At 68.4% G+C, this 18,966-nt stretch carries 16 protein-coding genes; 10 read left to right on the plus strand and 6 right to left on the minus strand.

From position 1 onward, the window contains the following. Positions 1 to 110: 110 nt before the first annotated feature. Positions 111 to 383, minus strand: a complete 273-nt coding sequence (locus AC07YH_RS17210; RefSeq protein WP_494748177.1) for a hypothetical protein — start codon at positions 381 to 383, stop codon at positions 111 to 113. 207 nt (positions 384 to 590) lie between these two features. Between AC07YH_RS17210 and AC07YH_RS17215 the strand changes: the two genes are divergently transcribed. Further along, positions 591 to 1,337, plus strand: coding sequence for an electron transfer flavoprotein subunit beta/FixA family protein (locus AC07YH_RS17215; RefSeq protein WP_494748178.1), 747 nt, complete (start codon positions 591 to 593; stop codon positions 1,335 to 1,337). Then, positions 1,337 to 2,278, plus strand: a complete 942-nt coding sequence (locus tag AC07YH_RS17220) for an electron transfer flavoprotein subunit alpha/FixB family protein (protein WP_494748179.1) — start codon at positions 1,337 to 1,339, stop codon at positions 2,276 to 2,278. The genes AC07YH_RS17215 and AC07YH_RS17220 overlap by 1 nt, the downstream gene beginning before the upstream one ends. 86 nt (positions 2,279 to 2,364) lie before the next feature. Here AC07YH_RS17220 and AC07YH_RS17225 read toward each other — a convergent pair whose 3' ends face one another. Continuing rightward, positions 2,365 to 2,487, minus strand: a complete 123-nt coding sequence (locus tag AC07YH_RS17225) for a hypothetical protein (protein WP_494748180.1) — start codon at positions 2,485 to 2,487, stop codon at positions 2,365 to 2,367. 131 nt (positions 2,488 to 2,618) lie between these two features. Here AC07YH_RS17225 and AC07YH_RS17230 point away from each other — a divergent pair, with 131 nt between their 5' ends. Both AC07YH_RS17230 and AC07YH_RS17235 read left to right on the plus strand, forming a co-directional pair. Further along, positions 2,619 to 3,500, plus strand: a complete 882-nt coding sequence (locus AC07YH_RS17230; RefSeq protein WP_494748181.1) for a LysR substrate-binding domain-containing protein — start codon at positions 2,619 to 2,621, stop codon at positions 3,498 to 3,500. A gap of 73 nt (positions 3,501 to 3,573) precedes the next feature. Beyond that, positions 3,574 to 4,077 (plus strand): sugar O-acetyltransferase, encoded by a 504-nt coding sequence (locus tag AC07YH_RS17235; protein WP_494748182.1) that lies wholly within the window; start codon positions 3,574 to 3,576, stop codon positions 4,075 to 4,077. Here the strand turns inward: AC07YH_RS17235 and AC07YH_RS17240 are convergent. Further along, positions 4,074 to 4,610, minus strand: coding sequence for a YcxB family protein (locus tag AC07YH_RS17240; protein WP_494748183.1), 537 nt, complete (start codon positions 4,608 to 4,610; stop codon positions 4,074 to 4,076). The genes AC07YH_RS17235 and AC07YH_RS17240 overlap by 4 nt on opposite strands. A gap of 59 nt (positions 4,611 to 4,669) precedes the next feature. Continuing rightward, positions 4,670 to 5,671 (minus strand): NAD(P)H-binding protein, encoded by a 1,002-nt coding sequence (locus AC07YH_RS17245; protein ID WP_494748184.1) that lies wholly within the window; start codon positions 5,669 to 5,671, stop codon positions 4,670 to 4,672. A 93-nt stretch (positions 5,672 to 5,764) separates the two neighbouring features. Here AC07YH_RS17245 and AC07YH_RS17250 point away from each other — a divergent pair, with 93 nt between their 5' ends. The 3 genes from AC07YH_RS17250 to AC07YH_RS17260 all read left to right on the plus strand — a co-directional run bounded on the left by AC07YH_RS17250 (position 5,765) and on the right by AC07YH_RS17260 (position 13,396). Next, positions 5,765 to 6,679: a LysR family transcriptional regulator gene (locus AC07YH_RS17250; protein ID WP_494748185.1), complete on the plus strand. Its 915-nt coding sequence runs from the start codon at positions 5,765 to 5,767 to the stop codon at positions 6,677 to 6,679. Between the two features lie 91 nt (positions 6,680 to 6,770). Then, on the plus strand, positions 6,771 to 10,787 hold the full coding sequence (locus AC07YH_RS17255; RefSeq protein WP_494748186.1) for a beta strand repeat-containing protein: 4,017 nt from the start codon (positions 6,771 to 6,773) through the stop codon (positions 10,785 to 10,787). A gap of 119 nt (positions 10,788 to 10,906) precedes the next feature. After that, positions 10,907 to 13,396 carry a TonB-dependent receptor gene (locus AC07YH_RS17260; protein WP_494748187.1) on the plus strand — a complete coding sequence of 830 codons (2,490 nt, stop codon included), beginning with the start codon at positions 10,907 to 10,909 and terminating at the stop codon, positions 13,394 to 13,396. A gap of 210 nt (positions 13,397 to 13,606) precedes the next feature. Here AC07YH_RS17260 and efp read toward each other — a convergent pair whose 3' ends face one another. Then, complete coding sequence (efp, locus tag AC07YH_RS17265; protein ID WP_494748205.1) at positions 13,607 to 14,173, minus strand: elongation factor P; 567 nt, start codon at positions 14,171 to 14,173, stop codon at positions 13,607 to 13,609. Positions 14,174 to 14,249: 76 nt separating this feature from the next. Here efp and epmA point away from each other — a divergent pair, with 76 nt between their 5' ends. Further along, on the plus strand, positions 14,250 to 15,344 hold the full coding sequence (gene epmA / locus AC07YH_RS17270) for an EF-P lysine aminoacylase EpmA (RefSeq protein WP_494748206.1): 1,095 nt from the start codon (positions 14,250 to 14,252) through the stop codon (positions 15,342 to 15,344). Here the strand turns inward: epmA and AC07YH_RS17275 are convergent. Continuing rightward, the gene (locus tag AC07YH_RS17275; RefSeq protein ID WP_494748188.1) at positions 15,341 to 16,732 is read right to left on the minus strand and encodes a hypothetical protein; all 1,392 of its coding nucleotides are present in this window, start codon (positions 16,730 to 16,732) and stop codon (positions 15,341 to 15,343) included. The two genes, epmA and AC07YH_RS17275, sit on opposite strands and share 4 nt — an antisense overlap. Positions 16,733 to 16,829: 97 nt before the next feature. On the opposite strand from AC07YH_RS17275, the gene AC07YH_RS17280 reads away from it, so the two are divergent. Next, complete coding sequence (locus AC07YH_RS17280) at positions 16,830 to 17,882, plus strand: lysine-2,3-aminomutase-like protein (protein ID WP_494748189.1); 1,053 nt, start codon at positions 16,830 to 16,832, stop codon at positions 17,880 to 17,882. Between the two features lie 160 nt (positions 17,883 to 18,042). After that, on the plus strand, positions 18,043 to 18,921 hold the full coding sequence (locus tag AC07YH_RS17285) for a 3-hydroxybutyryl-CoA dehydrogenase (protein ID WP_494748190.1): 879 nt from the start codon (positions 18,043 to 18,045) through the stop codon (positions 18,919 to 18,921). The last annotated feature ends 45 nt before the right edge of the window (positions 18,922 to 18,966 follow it).

The raw sequence follows: 18,966 nt of genomic DNA on the forward strand, positions 1-18,966 counted from the left end.
GCCGAAACCCTCGTCCTTCGACAAGCTCAAGATGAGGATTTCTACCGCCGGCCCATCATTGATCCTCATCCTGAGCTTGTCGAAGGACGAGGATCACGCAGGGTGTTGGCCTACTTCTTCGCCGGCTCGGCCGGAGCTGTCGCCGGAGCCGGAGCCGCCGGCTTCTCCCCATTGATCGCCGGCACGTTCAGCGGGCGGCGGGTCAGGGTCTCGATCGAATAGACCCGCCCACACTTCAGCCACTTGCCCGCCCAGGGACGGCCCTGCGCCTCGCACTTCTCCTTCGGCCACACCCAGACGACGTGATAAGTCAGGGCGGCGCCGCTCAGCAGCACGAACAGGCCCAGGAAGATGTACTTCAGGCGGGTGAAAGTCTTGTTCATGGGCGCCCCTTACCGCCTTTCCGCGCGTAAGGGAATTGGCCCGAACCGCGCCGTCCCGCCACGAACCCAAGGAAATCGTACAACCGTTTGAACGATAGCCCCACTTACGCATTACGCTTACGCAAAGGGAAACTTGCATTGCGCCGCACAAGCGGTAAGTCGAAGGCCAAGCATGGATAAAAAACAGCCTGGAGGCGGTGGAAACCGATGAAGGTCCTAGTCCCGGTCAAACGGGTTATCGATTACAACGTCAAGGCCCGCGTGAAGGCGGACCAGACCGGTGTCGACCTTGCCAACGTCAAGATGTCGATGAACCCCTTCTGCGAGATCGCGGTCGAAGAAGCCGTGCGTCTCAAGGAGAAGGGCGTGGCGACCGAGGTCGTCATCGTCAGCATCGGTCCGGCGCAAGCGCAGGAAACGATCCGCACGGCCCTGGCCATGGGCGGCGATCGCGGCGTCCTGATCACCACCGACGCCGATCCCGAGCCGCTGGCCGTGGCCAAGCTGCTGGCGGCCGTCGTGGCTGAGGAAAACCCGAACCTGGTCCTGATGGGCAAGCAGGCGATCGACGGCGACAACAACGCCGTCGGCCAGATGCTGTCGGCCCTGCTGGGCTGGCCGCAGGCGACCTACGCCTCGGCCCTCGAGGTCTCGGCGACCAGCGCCAAGGTCACCCGTGAAGTCGACGGGGGTCTGCAGACCCTGGACGTCGACCTGCCGGCCGTCGTCACCGCCGACCTGCGCCTGAACGAGCCGCGCTATGCGTCTCTGCCCAACATCATGAAGGCCAAGAAGAAGGAGATCGCCAGCAAGGCGGTCGCCGACTACGGGGTCGACATCGCGCCGCGCCTGAAGGTGATCAAGGTCACCGAACCGGCCAAGCGCTCGGCCGGCGTCAAGGTCGAAACCGCCGCCGATCTGGTCTCCAAGCTCAACACCGCGGGGGTGCTGTAATGGCTGTTCTCGTCGTCGCCGATAACGACAACGCGCACCTGCGCGACGGCACCCACAAGGTCGTCACCGCCGCCCTGAAGATCTCGGGCGACGTGGACGTGCTGGTCCTGGGTTCGGGCGCCAAGGGCGTCGCCGACGCCGCCGCCAAGATCGCCGGCGTCCGCAAGGTGCTGCTGGCCGAGTCCGACGCTCTGGGCCACGGCGTCGCCGAAGCCCAGGCCGACGCGGTTCTCGCGCTCGCGGGCAACTACGACGCGATCCTGGTTCCGGCCACCTCGGGCGGCAAGAACTTCGCCCCGCGCGTCGCCGCCAAGCTGGACGTCGCTCCGATCTCCGACATCGTCGAGGTCGTCTCGGCCGACACCTTCACGCGCCCGATCTATGCCGGCAACGCGCTGGAGACCGTCCAGTCGTCGGACGCCAAGAAGGTGATCACCGTCCGTCCGACCGCCTTCGCGGCGGCGGCTGAAGGCGGCTCGGCCTCGGTCGAGACCGTCGGCGGCGCCGACGCGCAGCAGACCCGCTTCGTCAGCGAAGAGATGGTCAAGTCGGACCGTCCGGAACTGGCCGCGGCCAAGATCGTCGTCTCGGGCGGTCGCGCCATGGGTTCGGCCGAGGAGTTCCAGCGCGTGATCGAGCCGCTGGCCGACAAGCTGGGCGCCGCCGTCGGCGCCTCGCGCGCGGCCGTCGACGCCGGCTACGCCCCGAACGACTACCAGGTCGGTCAAACGGGCAAGGTCGTGGCGCCGTCGCTGTACATCGCCATCGGCATCTCGGGCGCGATCCAGCACCTGGCCGGCATGAAGGACAGCAAGGTGATCGTCGCGATCAACAAGGACGCCGACGCGCCGATCTTCCAGATCGCCGACTTCGGCCTGGTCGCCGACTACAAGACCGCCGTGCCGGAACTGATGGACGCCCTGACGGCGGCTGGGAAGTAAGCCCCGGCCCTACAGGCTTCTGAATAGCGGAAAGGCCCGGAGGAGACTCCGGGCCTTTCTTGTTGAGCGGATCATGTGAGCGCGGCTCACCGCGCGGTGTGGATGACGCGGGCCCATTGGGCGTGGGGGTCGGCCAGGGAGCCGGGATCGCGCACGGCGCCGGTGGCCAGGGCGAGCACCATCGCGCCCGCGAGAAGCAGGGTCTTCATCGTCTTCGTCCTCTTGATCGGGTGGGGCAATGCGACGCCGCGATCAGGACAATGCCAAAGCCCCCGCCCCTTTACGAACGATGGCTTCTGCGAGAAGTTGTGAGCACAGCTAACAACCTGGCAAACCCGCCATGCGCCTGCCGCCCTTCTCGTCCCTGGTCGCCCTGGAGGCCGCCGCGCGCCACCGGTCCTACAGCCGGGCGGCCGGCGAGCTGTTCGTGACCCATGGCGCCGTCAGCCAGCAGGTGCGCAAGCTGGAGGAAGAGCTGGGAGTCCAACTGTTCGCCCGGCGCGGCAACCAGATGGAGCCGACACCCACCGGCGCGGCCCTGGCGGCTCGGGTCGGAGAGGCGATGGCCAGTTTGCGCGAAGGCGTCGACATCGCCCGCCGCGCGGCCAGCGGCCCGATCGTGGTCTCGACCGGCACGGCCTTCGCCACCCGCTGGCTGGTCACCCAGCTGGCCCGCCTGACCGCCGAGACCGGTGAGCTGGACCTGACCATCCGGGTCGAGGACCGCCTGGCCGACCTGTCGACCGACGGCTCGGACGTCGCCCTGCGGTTCGGCGAGGGCCCCTGGCCGGGGACCGAGTCCGTGCGGTTGATCGACGAGGTGATGTTCCCCGTCTGCAGCCCCGGCCTCCTGGCGCGCCATCCGATCGAGCGGCCAGAGGACCTGGTGAAGGCCCCGCTGCTGCGCCACACCGACCTGCCGTGGTCGGCCTGGTTCAAGGCCATGGACGTCGAGGCGCCCGTGCTGTCGCCGGCCCTGGGCTTCGACAACTCGGCCATGATGCTGGACGCCGCCGCCCAAGGCCTTGGCTTCGCCCTGGCCCGCAGCGGCTACGCCAAACGCGACCTGGAAGACGGCCGCCTGGTGCGTCCCCTCCCCGGCCAGGTCGAGGTCGAGACCGGCCACAACTTCGTCTGGCGGGCCGAGAACCCCAAGCTGCCCAGGATCCTGAAGCTCAGGGACTGGTTCCTGAAGGAGACCGAGGGCGAACGGGCGCGGTAGACTCGATTCTCCACGGAGGTCTCGGATGCCACACAGCCAGTTCATCGCCAGGCGGACGCCGGAGTCGGCGGCCATGACCGCCAAGCTAAAGCGAGCCGCGACGATCACCGCCGCGCTGAACCGGCTGACCTTCAACGAGGCCGGCGAGGTCCGCGCGCTGTTCGCCGAGCTGACCCAGCAGCCGGTCGATGAGACTTTCCTGCTGATCCCACCGCTCTACACGACGGGCGGCCCGGACATCCGCGTCGGGCGCAACGTCTTCATCAACCAGAACTGCACGATCTATGATCTGGGCGGGGTCGAGATCGGCGACGACGTGATGATCGGGCCCAATGTCAGCCTGATCACCTCTGGCCATCCGATCGAGCCCTCGCGGCGGCGCGACGGGGTGACCGCCGCGCCGATCCGGATCGAAGCCAATGTCTGGATCGCCGCTAATGTGACGATCATCGGCGGGGTGACGGTGGGCGAGAACTCCGTCGTGGCGGCCGGCTCGGTGGTCACCCAGGACGTGCCGCCGAACACGCTGGTCGGCGGCAATCCCGCGCGGCTGATCCGGTCGATCGCCGAGGACTAGGCCTTCTTCCTTCGCGCCCCAGCCCTGCCGATCGCGGCAGTCGCGTACTGGCGGACCTCGGCGAGCTGCTCAGCCGTCAGGAGTCGCTTGGGCAGGAAGTTCAGGACGGCGTCGCTCTGGAACAGCACGAGGACCTTGTCGTCCTCCAGCCACCGGACGTAGTCGCCCCAGGCCAGCTGGCTGTGGCCCGTGTCGCTGGCGGCCCGCAGGCCGCTTTGGTCCCATGAGAAGGTGATCTCGCCGCCGAGCGTCTTCTGCTGCTCGAAGATCTTCTTGGCCCGGCGGGGCAGCAAGACGCGGCTTTGCAGGATATTGAGACCGAACATAAGGATGGCCACGACCAGCAAGGCGATGTTCTGGAAGACGGCTGGCCAGCCCTGGGAGGCAACAATCCCCCAGGCCTGCATAACGAAAGCCACGACCAGCAGCGCCGGCATGAACCGCGACACCTGCATCATGGTGTTCTTGCGAAGCTGAAGCCGCCAAGCGTCGAGCATATCCTGCGACGTAAGCGTGATGACGACGGACGACATGGCGACTCCGGAAAACCCTGGGCCGGCAGCCCTAACCGACCCCACCGCCCGCGCCAAGCTCATGCCGCCCGCGCCAGCCGCAGCGTCGGCGCGTTCTCGGCCACCGGCACGTCCAGCCCGCGCATCGTCGCCGTCACCGCCACGTCCAGCGGCGTGCGGGGCTCCTCGCCGAGAAAGGCGACCAGGCGGCGGTTGTCGAGGCGGACGGAGTCCCGCCAGAACGGCTTCATTTCCAGCAGCTCGCGCAGGGTCTCGTTGAACGGCGCGGCAAGGGGCAGCAGGCTCCAGGGGAGGCGGCGGACGTTGGGGCGCGGGTGGCCGGCGGCGCGGGCGATGGCGCGGACCATGGCGGTCCCGTCGGCGTCCCATTGGCCGTCGAAGTGGAAGCGGGCGAAGGCCGGCAGCTCGGCCTCACGGTCGGCCAGGCGGGCGAAGGTCTCGCCGACGTCGGGCAGATAGGCCCAGGCGTGGCCAACGCCCTTGTCGCCCGGATAGAGGATGGACTTCACCGGCTTGCCGGGCGTCACCAGGCCCGAGGCGAACCAGCTGTTCAGCGTCGAGCGCGGGCCGAAATAGTCGCCGGCGCGCAGGATCAGCGAGCGGACGCCACTCGGCGCGGCGGCCTCCAGGCGCGCCTCCATCTCGACGCGGATCTTGCCCTTGCGGGTATGGGCGCGCTGCGGCGTGGTCTCGTCGATCAGGGCGTGGGCGGCGGGGTCATAGTTGTAGATCGTGCCGGGCAGCAGGATGCGCGCCCCGCTGGCGCGGGCGGCGGCGAGGCTGTTGTCGATCATCGGCAGGACGAGCTGCTTCCAGCCGCGATAGCCAGGCGGGTTGACGGCGTGGACGATGATCGACGCGCCCTTCACGGCGGCGACCACGGCGGCGCGGTCCATGACGTCGCCCTGCACATATTCCAGGTCCGAGCGCGTGGCCTTGGCCAGGTCGCGGACCAGGGCGCGGACGGTCCAGCCGTGGCGAACCAGGGCGGCGGCGGTCTCGCCGCCCACGCCGCCATTGGCGCCGAGGACGAGGGCGATGCGGTTCGGGGTGGTGGTCATCGGGCGTCTCCGTGAATGTCGATGACCGGAAGATGCGGCGTGACGCCCTCGATAGAAATTGCCCAGAATGATCGATCAGCTTATCAAAAATAGATGAACCTCGACCTGTCCTCCGCCGTCGACTGGGAGCGCCAGCGCGCCTTCCTGGCCGTGATCGACACCGGCAGCCTGTCGGCGGCCGCCCGCCAACTGGGCGCGGCCCAGCCCACGGTGCGCCGGCGGATCGAGGACCTGGAGGCCCAGCTGGGGGTGGCGCTGTTCACCCGCTCGCCCTCGGGCCTTACGCCGACGGCGCTGGGCAAGGACCTGGCCCAGCACGCCCGGGCCATGGCGCTGGCGGCCGCCTCGCTGGCCCGCGCCGCCTCGGCGGAGGCCGGCGCGGCCTCGGGCGTGGTGCGGATCACCGCCAGCGAGGTGATCGGCATGGAGGTTCTGCCGGCGATGCTGGCCGACCTGCGCGAGACCCATCCGGGCCTGGTGTTCGAGCTGGCCCTGACCAACCGCAGCGAGGACCTCTTGCGCCGCGAGGCCGACATCGCCGTGCGCATGGTCCGCCCCACTCAAGAAGCCTTGGTCGCCAAGCGGATCGGTGATGTCAGTCTGGGCATGTTCGCCCACAAGCGCGTGCTGGACGCCTGGGGCCGGCCGACGACCTTGGACGAGGCGCGCCGGATGCCGCTGATCGGCTACGAGAGCGAGACGATCAGCGTGCGGGCCGTGAAGGCCATGGGCCTGGACCTGCGCGTCGAGGACTTCGCCTTCCGCACCGACAGCGACGTGGCCCAGCTGGCGGCGATCCGGGCGGGGCTGGGCCTGGGGATTTGCCAGGTCGGCCTGGCCGCCCGCGACCCGATGCTGGAGCGGGTGATGGCCGATGCGTTCGCCTTCGACCTGGAGACTTTTGTCGTCACCCACGAGGACCTGAAGGACGTCCGCCGGGTCCGTCTGGTGTTCGACGCGCTGGTCGAAGGCTTGACGCGATATGCTCGAGCTGGAAATATAGTTTAAACTGTACACTTTTCCACTTAAAGTGGACTGGCGATTCGTGCAATCGCACCGGCGGCGCCTTTAACGGGCGCGTTGAGTTCGTGGAGTAGCGATGGTCGCCGGCGTTTCCGAGAGCCTGTCCAGCCTGCCCGCCGCGCGCATCGCCGCGCTCAGCGCCGCGGCCCTGGCCGACGCCCCGCCGTCCGAGTTCGCCAAGCTGACCAAGGCCCAGGTCGCGGCGATCTCGGCCACCGCGATGAGCGGCCTGACCGCCGCGCAGCTCGCCAAGTTCGACAAGACCCAGCTGTCGGCTCTGACGACCACTCAACTGCCGCGCCTGTCGTCGGGCGTTACGTTCAGCGGCGACCAGCTGAAGCTCCTGAACGTCTCCCAGGTGCAGGCCCTGTCGGCCACGACGGTCTCCTCGCTGAGCACCGACGCCCTGGACGACATGTCCCTCAACCAGGTCGCCTCGCTGTCCTCCGCGGCCGTGTCGTCCCTGTCGCGAGACCAAGTCCAGAGCCTGTCCCTGGCTCAGGTGCGATCCCTGACCACCGGTCAGCTGCGCATGCTGTCCACAGCCGACATCGGCGAGTTCAGCGACAGCCAGCTGAATGCCCTCAGCGCCGTGCAGATGAGCGGCCTGACCCAGACCCAGATCGCGGGGCTGTCGCCCGAGCAGTTCGCCAAGTTCACCCCCGCCCAGTTCGCCGGCCTGTCGGTGCCGACCATCAAGGGCCTGAGCGCCGAAGCCATCGCCCTGACCACGCCCGAGCAATGGGCCGGCGCCAGCGCCCTGCAGCTCTCGGCCCTCAACGCCACGCAGCTGAAGGCCCTGGGCACCGAAAGGGTCGGCAAGCTGACCCCGATGCAGGTTCGCAGCCTGTCGGCGGCCGAGGTCGGCAAGGCTGGCGCCGCCTTCCTGACCCAGCTGCGGCCCAACCAGATCAGCGGCCTGACCGGCAACCACACGGGCGGCCTGTCGGTGACCGACATCGACGCCTTGAGCCCCGAACTGTTGGCCGCCATGGACCCCGTGGCGATCGGCGGCATGTCGGCCACCGTCTTCTCCAGCCTGGACGCCACCCAGGTCGGCGCGCTCAGCGCCGCCCAGATCGCCCGTCTTCTGCCCGCCCAACTGAAGGCCCTGAGCGGCGAGGACTTCAACGAATTCACCCGCGCCCAGCTGAAGGCGTTCACCGCCGCCCAGATCCGCGAGCTGCCGCCGGAAAAGCTGGCGGCGATGTCGGACGAGGACTTCGCCGAGTTCACCCCGACCCAGATCAAGGCCCTGCAGCCGTTGCAGCTGAAGGCCCTGTCGACCAGTGACATCGCGGCCCTGACGACCGCCCAGGTCGCGGCCCTGACCATGGACCAGATCGGCGCCCTGTCGGGGACCCAGTTCGCGACCCTGCGCAGCGTCGCCTCGCTGACGAGCCTGCAGCTGAAGGGCGTCACCGCCACCCAGATGAAGGTGCTGACGCCCACCGACATCGGCCGCCTGACCCCCACCGAGATCGCCGCGCTCAGCCCCACCCAGGTCGGCGGCCTGACGCCCGAGGCGCTGTCGGCGCTGGACGCCACCCAGACCGCCCGCCTGAACATCAACCAGATGCGCGGCCTATCGACGACCCAGCTGAAGGGCCTGACGGACGATGACGTCGGCGAGCTGAACACCACCCAGATCGCCGCCCTGGACGGCAATCAGGTCGGCGTCCTGGTCCCGCACCTGTCGACCACGGCGATCGGCAACCTGGGCAGCACCCAGGTCGCCAAGATGTCGACGACCATGCTGGACAGCCTCAGCGCCACCCAGATCGCGGCCCTGGGCGCCAACCAGCTGCGCGGCCTGACCGCCGACCAGATGGCCAACCTGCCGTCCGACATCGCCTCAAGCCTGAACGCCACCCAGATGGCCAGCCTCAACGCCAGCCAGTTGGGGCAATTGTCGGTGACCAATCTGGGCCGGCTCAGCGCCGACAGCCTGCGCCAGCTGACCACCGCCCAGGTGCGCGGCCTGACCTCGACGCAGCTCAAGGGCTTCGCCTCGACGATGTTCAGCGTCCTGGCGTCCACCCAGATCGCCTCGCTGACCGGCGTGCAGATCGCGTCCCTGACGCCGGAGCTGATCGGCAATCTCAACGCCAGCCAGTGGGCGGGCCTGGCCGTCACCCAGGTCCAGGGGCTGAGCGCCACCCAGCTGGCGGGCCTGGACGCCACCGACCTTGGCTATCTCAGCACCACCCAGTGGACCGGCCTGCGTCCCAGCCAATTGGGGGGGCTGAACAGCACGGCGGTGGCCGCGATCGCCACCGATCGCCTCTCCCTGCTGACCGCCAGCCAGATCGGCGGTCTGTCGGCCACCGCCTTCTCGGCCCTGGACGCCGCCCACGTGGCGAACCTGACCACGACCCAGATCGGCGGCCTGACCGCCACCCAACTGCGCGGCCTGGCGTCCGAGGACATGGGTGAGTTCAGCGCCACACAGGTCGGCGCGATCACCGCCTCGCAACTGGCCGGCCTGTCGGCGACCGACGTCTCGGTCCTCAGCCCCGAGCAGCTGGCCGCGCTCAGCACCAACCAGGTCCGGGCCCTTGCGCCGTCACAGATCTCGGCGCTGCAATCGACCCAGGTCAGCGGCCTGTCGGCCACCCAGCTGGCGGCGCTCAGCTCGATCCAGGTCGGAGCCCTGGCGCCCGACGCCCTGCCCGCGCTCAGCGCCACCCAGGTGGCCGGCTTCACCTCGGCGCAGCTGGCGGGCCTGTCGACCACCCAGGCCGGGACGATGGTCGGCTCGCAGCTGGCCGCCCTGGCCGTGACCCAGGTCGGCAGCCTGTCCGGCGCCTTCCTGTCGGCCCTGACGCCCACGGCCTTCGCCGCCCTGACCGCCACCCAGGTCGCGCGCCTGTCGACCAGCCAGCTGCAGAGCCTCAGCACCACCCAGATCGGCAGCCTGTCGACCGCCGACTTCGGCGAGCTGTCCACCACCCAGGTCGACAGCCTGACCGCCTCGCAGCTGGGCGCGCTGTCGACGACCAATATCGACAGCCTGACGACCACCCAGATCGCCGACCTGTCCACGGCCCAGTTCGCCGGCCTGACCCCGACCCAGCTGGCCACCCTGCCCGAGAGCGTGTTCCAGGGTCGCCTCCCGACCCTCAGCGCCACCCAGATGGCGGGCCTGTCGCCCACCTTCATCGCCGGCCTGACCTCGACCGAGGTCGCCAACCTGAACCCGACCCAGCTGGGCTCGCTATCGACCCCGGCCTTCGCGGCGCTGGGGATCACGCGCCTGACCAGCCTGACGACGACCCAGATCACCGGCCTGTCGACCACCCAAGTGGCCAGCCTGGACGCCAACGCCTTCGGGGCGCTGTCGGTCACCCAGGTAGGCGTGCTGTCGGCCGCTCAGATCGGCGCGGTCAGCGGCCAGATCCTCTCGGCCCTCGACGCCACCCAGTTCGCCCGCCTGACCACCGCCCAGGTGCGCGGCCTGACGACCAGCCAGATCGAGCAGTTCAGCGCCGCCGACATCGGCGAGTTCACCGCCACCCAGATCGGCGCCCTGGGCGCGGCCCAGCTGGAAGGCTTCTCGGCCGCCGACATCTCGGCGCTCAGCGTCACCCAGGTGGCGGCGCTGTCGGCCGGCCAGATCTCGGCCCTGACGCCGGTGCAGGTGCGCGGCCTCACGCCCACCGACATCGGCGAGTTCAACCGCACCCAGGTCGCGGCCCTGACCAACACCCAGATCAGCGCCCTGTCTCTGCCGGCGCTGAACGGCATGAGCGACGACCAGTTCGGCAGCCTGTCGGCGACCCAGGTGCGCGGCTTCTCGGGCGAGCAGCTGACGGCCTTCGGGGCCGAGGGCCTGGCGCGCCTCTCCGGCGCCCAGCTGGGGGCCCTGACCACCACCCAGGTCGGCCAGCTGCCAGCGGTGGCGATCCGCAGCCTGAACCCCGCCCAGATCGGCCAGATCATGCCCAGCCAGATCTCGGGCTTCACCAGCGAACAGATCGCCGCCTTCACCCCGAACCAGCTGAGCGGCCTGTCGCGGGCCCAGGTCAACAAGCTGACCGCCGCCCAACTGGACGCCATGAGCGTGGCGCAACTGGAGGCCATCGGCCTCTAAACTCTGGAGCACTGTGGCGCCGGCGCCACCATCACGAGAGCGTCGCACTTCTGTCGCCGAGCCGTCTTGAGGCGTCCCTATCCCCGCCCCATCGCATCCTTTGGTGGGGATAGGGGACAATGCAGAATACCAAGACTTCGAAGCGCCCGATTGGGAAGCGTCAAGCCGGCCTGTGGTGCGGCGCGGCCATGCTGGCCCTGCTGGCCAGCGGCGCCCACGCCGCCGAGACGGCCGCCGCGCCCGCGCCGGCCGCGCCTGAAGCCGAATCGACCAGCGTCGAGCAGGTCATCATCACCAGCCAGCGCGAGACGCGCTCGGCCGTGGCCATGGAAGCCCAGCAGATCCAGCGCGTCCTGCCGGGCGCCAGCCCCTTGAAGGCCATCCAGTTCCTGCCCGGCGTCGTCTATCGGACCGCCGATCCGTGGGGCAACAACGAGCAGAACCTGTCGCTGTTCGTGCACGGCTTCTCGACCCAGCAACTGGGCTTCACCATGGACGGCGTGCCGCTGGGCGACCAGCAGTACGGCAACTACAACGGCCTGTCGGTCAGCCGCGCCGTCACCTCGGAAAACGTCAGCCGCGTGACCCTGTCGTCGGGCGCCGGCTCGCTGGGCGTGGCCTCGACCAGCAACCTGGGCGGCGCCATCGAAACCTTCAGCCGTGACCCGTCGGCCGAGCGCGGCCTCAACATCCGCCAGACCCTGGGCAGCTACGACACCACCCGCACCTTCGTGCGCCTCGACAGCGGCGACCTGGGCGCCGGCTTCCGCGCGTACGTCTCGTACCTGCGCCAGGACGCCAAGGCCTGGGACTTCGACGGTCACCAGCGCGGCCACCAGGTGAACCTGAAGGTCGTCCGCGAGGGCGAGCACGGCAAGTTCACCTTCTACGCCGACTGGCAGATGAAGGTTGAGCCGAACGAAGACGCCACCGCCTTCGGCAACCAGCAGACCGCCGCAGCGGCCGGCTTCACGCCCTATAGCCGCCCGTTCCTCTATCCGAACCTAGCGGCCTGCACGAGCACCCTGACGGGCGGCCCGGGCACGCCTAATCCGGCCCAGGGCAACAACTTCTCGAACTGCTTCAGCGCCGCCCAGCGCGAGGACATCCTGTCGTACGTCAAGTACGACTGGACCCCGGTCGAAGGCTTCACCTGGAGCAACCAGGTCTATTTCCACTACAACTTCGGTCGCGGCATCGTCGCCGGCCCGGTCAACAACGCCGGCCTGCCCGCCCTGTTCGCCGCCTACTATCCGAACCTGATCGTCGGCGGCTCGCCGACCAGCGCCGGCAGCCTGCAGAACCTGGTCAACCTGTTCGGCGGCAGCGGCAACGAAGTGCGCACCACCGAGTACCACATCAACCGTCCGGGCGCGATTTCGACGGTCGAGTGGACCCTGGGCGATCACCAGATCAAGGGCGGCGTCTGGTTCGAGCACAACGAACCGACCCAGCAGCGCGCCTGGTATCCCTTCACCGCCGAAAACAACGACCTGACGCCGTACGACGTGCCGCGCGGCAAGAAGGCCCTGGTCCAGTACGCGGCCGAGTTCTTCACCAACGACATCCAGCTGCACCTGCAGGACCAGTGGCGGATCACCCCGCAGCTGCTGCTGCAAGCCGGCTTCAAGTCGAGCCTGCAGGACGCCACCGGCAAGTTCCCGATCAACCAGGTGAACCTGCCGACGGCCGCCGTCCCGGTCCACTATCCGACCGGCAGCATCACCTCGAACAAGTGGTTCCTGCCGCAGGCCGGCCTGCTGTGGGACGTCAGCGAAAACGACCAGATCTTCGTCAACGTCCAGCAGAACATGCGCCAGTTCATCCCGTACGGCGCCGGCAGCGGCTTCTACGGCTTCTCGGCCTGGAGCCTGGGCACGCAAGCCGCCTTCGATCTCTTCAAGACGACGGTGAAGCCGGAAACCTCGTGGACCTATGAAGCCGGTCTGCGCAGCCGTCGCGATGTGGCCTGGGGCCCGATCACCGGCATCGACGGCCAGATCAACGCCTACAATGTGAAGTTCAGCAACCGCCTGCTGAACATCGCGCCGTTCAACTTCATCAACCCGGCGCCGGCCATCCTGGCCAACGTCGGCGGCGTGACGACCAAGGGTATCGACGTCGCCGGCACCCTGAAGTTCGGCTCGCACTTCCAGCTCTACAACGCCCTGTCGTACAACGAGTCCAAGTACGATCAGGACTATCAGTCGGGCACGACCCTGGTCGGCGGCGTCTCGACGCCGGTCACGGTCGCCACCGGCGGCAAGTACGTGCCGCTGATGCCCAAGTGGCTGAACAAGACCATCGCCCGCTTCAACTACGGCGCCTTCGACGCCCAGATCAGCGGCGACTATGTCGGCAAGCGGTACGTCACCTACCTGAACGACATGTCGGTGAAGTCGATGATGCTGGTCGACCTGCAGGCCGGCTACACCTTCGACATGACGGACAAGGGCTTCGTGAAGGGCCTGCGCCTGACGGGCAACGTGACGAACCTGTTCGACAAGAAGGGCGTCTCGACGGCCACCGTGACCGGCAACTCGGGCGGCTACGGTGCCTTCCCGCAACCGCCGCGCATGGGCTTCGTGACCCTGTCGGCCGATTTCTAATCGGCCGACGTCTTTCCTAAAAAGAATGGCGGCGGACTTCTAAAGCCGAGCACCGGAAACCTCGCCCTTCGACAAGCTCAGGGTGAGGTTTCCGACTGAACGGCCTAGCAGTAGTCCTCATCCTGAGCCTGTCGAAGGACGAGGACGGACCAAGAAAAAGGCCCGGTGGTTTCCCACCGGGCCTTTCGTCTTTCAGAACCCGAAGGACGCTTAGTCCTTGGCGCGTTCCTGATAGCTGTTGTCTTCCGTCAGGATGATCACGCGGGTGCCGACGGCGATGTACGGCGGGACGGTGGTGCGGACGCCGTTGCTGAGCACGGCCGGCTTGTACGACGACGAGGCGGTCTGGCCCTTCACCGACGGTTCGGTGTCGACGATTTCCAGGACCACGGTGCGCGGCAGTTCGATGGCGATCGGCACGTCGTTGTGCGTCGACAGCTGCACCGTCATGTTCTCCTGCAGGTAGGGCGCGGCGTCGCCGATCACTTCTTCGGTCGCGACGAGCTGGTCGTAGCTTTCCGGGTTCATGAAGTGGAAGCCCTCGGCGTCCTGGTACAGGAAGGTGTGGTTGCGCTGGTCGACGAAGGCGCGCTCGACCTGCTCGGTCGTGCGGTAGCGTTCCGAAACCTTCACGCCGTCCGAGATGCGGCGCATGTTCAGCTGGGTCACCGGGGTGCCCTTGCCGGGGTGGATGTTGTCGACCGTCAGGACGACATAGAGCTTGCCGTCCATATCGACGACAGCGCCTTTGCGGAGCGAGCTGGCAGCAACCTTCACGTACTTACCGTCCTTGGAAGAAAGCGCGCGCGAGGCCGCGGGCGCGATCATGCTATTGATCTGTGCCCGCCCTCGTATAGCGAACGGGCTCAAATCTCCAGCCTCTTCGGTTTTCCCAGCCTTGCCAGACTCTTCCCCCCCTTGGTGGCGCACCGGCGTCCACGCCGACCGTCGGCCGTTCCTGCTGGCCCGAAACCGCATCACCAAGGCCTTCCGCGCCTGGTTCGAGACCGAGGGCTTCGAGGAGGTCGAGGCCGCCGCCTTGCAGGTCTCGCCCGGCAACGAGGCGCATCTGCACGCCTTCGCCACCCAGGCCCTGACGATCTCGGGCGAGGCCAGCCCGCTCTACCTGCACACCTCGCCGGAGTTCGCCTGCAAGAAGCTGCTGGCGGCGGGGGAGGAGAAGATCTTCAGCCTGGGCAAGGTCTGGCGCAACCGCGAGCGCGGCCCGCTGCACCATCCCGAATTCACGATGCTGGAGTGGTACCGGGCCGGCGCGCCCTACCAGACCCTGATGGACGATTGCGCGACCCTGCTGGCCCTGGCGGCCGAGACGGCGGGGACGACGCGTTTCGACTTCCGGGGCATTACCTGTGATCCGTTCGCGCCGCCGGAACGGCTGTCGGTGGCCGAGGCCTTCCAGCGCCACGCCGGTGTCGACCTGCTGGCCAGCGTCGCTCCAGACGGCTCGACCGACCGCGACGCCCTGGCCGCCGCCGCCCGCGCGGCGGGCGTCCGGGTGGCCGAGGACGACGGCTGGGCCGACGTCTTCAGCCGCCTCATCGTCGAGAAGGTCGAGCCTCGCCTGGGGGAAGGCCGCGCCACGGTGCTGTGCGAATATCCGATCTCGGAGGCGGCCCTGGCTCGGCCGAAGGACGCCGATCCCCGCGTGGCCGAGCGCTTCGAGCTCTATGCCTGTGGCGTCGAGCTGGCCAACGCCTTCGGCGAACTCACCGACCCGGCCGAGCAGCGCCGCCGGTTCATGATCGAGATGGACGAGAAGGCCCGCATCTACGGCGAGCGCTATCCGATCGACGAGGACTTCCTCGCGGCCCTGGAGCACATGCCGGAAGCCTCGGGATCGGCGCTGGGCTTCGACCGGCTGGTGCTCCTGGCCACCGGCGCGCGCCGCATCGAGGACGTGGTCTGGACGCCGGTGGCGGAGACTTAAGGCGCGCGCTGGTGGACCACCGCGTGCGGGTCCGCATGGAGGCACCGCCAGGCCGGGTCCTTGTCCAGCAGCGCCACGACCGGGTCGTCCGGCGTGAAGATCGTCCAGGCGACGTGATAGTCGGCCAGCAGCTTGCGAAGGGCGACGGGGTCGGGCTCGACAGCCTTGAAATAGGCCACGCTGAACGCGTCGCCGTACATGTCGGCGCGACCGTCGATGAAGGGCTTCACGCCTTTGTAGATCAGATAGCCGCCCAGGCCGTAGCCGTTCATGACCGGCTTGGCCTTGAGATCGGCGGGCACGCTTTCGATCGCGGTGACCGGGCTGTTGAGGCCATCGACGCGATGCAGCGGCAGGGCCAGGCGCAGGCCCAGCAGCAGCGCGCAGGCGACGCCGAAGCCGATCAGCAGGGCGCGGGAAAGCCTGGGTTTCGCGGGTTCATGTCCCAGGGCCTCGGCGAGCGGTCCCGCCAGCAGCAGCGGCGCGATGGCGGCCAGCACCATCTGGTGACGGACGTGCTGCAGACCCATCAGCAGCAGGGCCAGCAGCAGCAACAACCGGAAGGTCGGGACCTTCACGCCCCGGCCCAGGCAGACGAACAGGGTCGCCAGCAGCACCATCCCGAAGGTCGAGAGGTGCGAGAAGTCCTCGGCCCGCCACTCGGTGATGTGCGGCAGCACCGCCATGCTGGTCACCTGGAACGGGAACAGCAGCGCCGCCGGCCCATGCGGAGTGACGGCGGCGCAGACCAGACTCGCCAGCCCGAACAGGCCCCAGCCGCGCAGCACCTTCAGGCGATCGGCGTCGGGCGCGGCCAGGGCCTCCAGCCCGAACGCCCCGGCGATCACGAAGCCGAACACCCAGCTGCCGTGCAGATTGGCCCACAGGATCATCAGCGGCGCGAACCAGAGGCGTGGCGCACGGTCCTCGTCGCGGGCCGCCAGCATCTCGATCGTCCACAGCAGCAGCATCGGCAGCATGAAGAGGTGCGGCCGCGCCAGCAGGCTGCCGCTCATGCAGGCCAGGGCCAGCACGGTCGTCGTGATCAGGGTCAAGCCGCCCAGGCTCAGAGCCAGGCGACGGACCAGCAGCCAGGTCGCGCCGCCGACGGCGATCGCGAACAGCGCCGTCACGCCGGCCCAGCCCGCGACGCGCCCCGCCAGGGCCATCAGCGCCTCGGACAGCCATTCGTGCGCCACCCAGGGCCGGCCCGCTTGCGTGTAGGAGAAGACGTCGTGATCGGGGACCCGGCCGTGGGCCAGGATCCACGCGCCCGTGGCCATGTGCCAGTAGGTGTCGCCGTCGTTCAGCACCGGGGGCGCGAACAGGACGATCGTCGCCATCAGCAGCGCCGCGGCCAGCGGGACGATGTTGCGCGCCTGGGTCACGATGGTCCTCTCCCCTTCCGAAACACGGTTAAGCGGCAGAGCTGAACAGACCCGTAATTTGCCTCCGCCCCGGAAATCCCGCATATCCCCGCGCCTCATGGCTCCCGTCACCCAAAGCCCAGGCAAGACCCTTCGCGACGCCCGGTCGTTGACCCAGGCCGGTCTGGTCCCGCTCGAGCGCCTGCCGGCGCTGGAGGCGGTGGCGGCGCGCTATGCGGTGGCGATCACCCCGGCGATGGCCGAGCTGATCGATCCGGCCAACGCCAATGACCCGATCGCCCGGCAGTTCATCCCCTCGCCCGAGGAACTGATCAGCAGCCCCGGCGAGAGCGGCGACCCGATCGGCGACGATATCCACAGCCCTGTGGATGGAATCGTGCATCGCTACCCCGACCGCGTGCTGCTGAAGCCGACCCACACCTGCGCCGTCTATTGCCGGTTCTGCTTCCGCCGCGAGATGGTCGGACCCGAGGGGCTGTCGAACCTGTCGCCCGCCCAGCTGGACGCCGCCTTCGCCTATATCGCCGGCCGCCCGGAGATCTGGGAGGTCATCGTCACCGGCGGCGACCCGTTCGTGCTGTCGCCCCGCCGCCTGGCCGACCTGATGGACCGGCAGGAAGCGATCCCGCATGTGAAGATCGTCCGCTTCCACACCCGCGTCCCGGCCGTCGATCCGGGCGCGATCACCGACGACCTCGTCGCCGCCCTCAAGCGCACCACCAAGACCGTCTATGTCGCCCTGCACGCCAATCACGCTCGCGAACTGACCCCGGCCGCCCGCGCCGCCTGCGCCCGGATCATCGATGCGGGCGTCCCGATGCTGAGCCAGACCGTGCTGCTGCGCGGCGTCAACGACGACGCCGAGACGCTTGCCGACCTGATGCGGACCTTCGTCGAGCTGCGCATCCGCCCCTACTACCTGCACCACGGCGACCACGCCCCGGGCACGGCCCATCTGCGCACGACCCTGGCCGAGGGGCAGGCGATCATGAAGGCCCTGCGCGGGACGGTCTCGGGCCTGGCCCAGCCGACCTATGTGCTCGACATCCCCGGCGGCCACGGCAAGGTCCCGGTCGGCCCGACCTATGTCGATGAGGGTTCGGTCGAGGACCCGAATGGGACCGCTCACCCCTATCCGCCCCAGGGCTGACGCGCCGTAAGCCCAACCCAGACAAGGCTTTGCGGCGCCGCTCGCGCTGCATCGCAGCAAAGCCTTGGCGAGCGCAGGGTTTCTCGTGCTAGAAAAGTCGGCATATCCCAAGGCCCGGGCGCGCAAGCCTGGCGCGACATCAAGCGAAGGCTTGGCTTTTATGAGTGAAATCAAGACGGTCGGCATCATCGGCGCCGGCCAGATGGGGTCGGGCATCGCGCATGTCGTCGCCCTGGGCGGCTATGACGTGCGGCTTCACGACGTCTCGCGCGAGCGGATCGACGCGGGCCTGGCCTTGATCGAGAAGAACATGGCGCGCCAGGTCGGCCGCGGCATCATCGACGACGAGGCCATGAAGGCGGGTCTGGCCCGCATCCAGCCCGCCGAGAGCCTGGAGGCCATCGGCGCCACGGACCTGGCCATCGAGGCGGCGACCGAGAACGAGGAGATCAAGAAGTCGATCTTCCGCAGCCTGCAGCCGCACCTGGGCGCGGACACCATCCTGGCCTCGAACACCTCGTCGATTTCGATCACGCGCCTGGCCTCGGTCACCGACCGTCCCGAGCGCTTCATCGGCCTGCACTTCATGAACCCGGTGCCGTTGATGAAGCTGGTGGAGATCATCCGCGGCATTGCCACCGACGTTCCGACCTACGAGCGCGCCGTGACCTTCGCCCAGTCGCTGGGCAAGATCACGTCGAACGCCGAGGACTTCCCCGCCTTCATCGTCAACCGCGTGCTGGTGCCGATGATCAACGAGGCGATCTACACCCTGTACGAAGGGGTCGGCACCGTCGACGCCATCGACACGGCGATGAAGCTCGGCGCCAACCATCCGATGGGCCCGCTGGAGCTGGGCGACTTCATCGGCCTGGACACCGTGCTGAGCATCATGAACGTGCTCTACGAGGGCCTGGCCGACAGCAAGTACCGCCCCTGCCCGCTGCTGGTGAAGTATGTCGAGGCCGGCTGGCTGGGCAAGAAGACCGGCCGCGGCTTCTACGACTATCGCGGCGAAGTCCCGGTTCCTACTCGCTAGGTTTCGGCGCGCTGATATCGGACGTTTCGTCGGCGCGATCAGGAA

It is taken from the genome of Caulobacter sp. GW456-12-1-14-TSB4 (assembly GCF_059424195.1).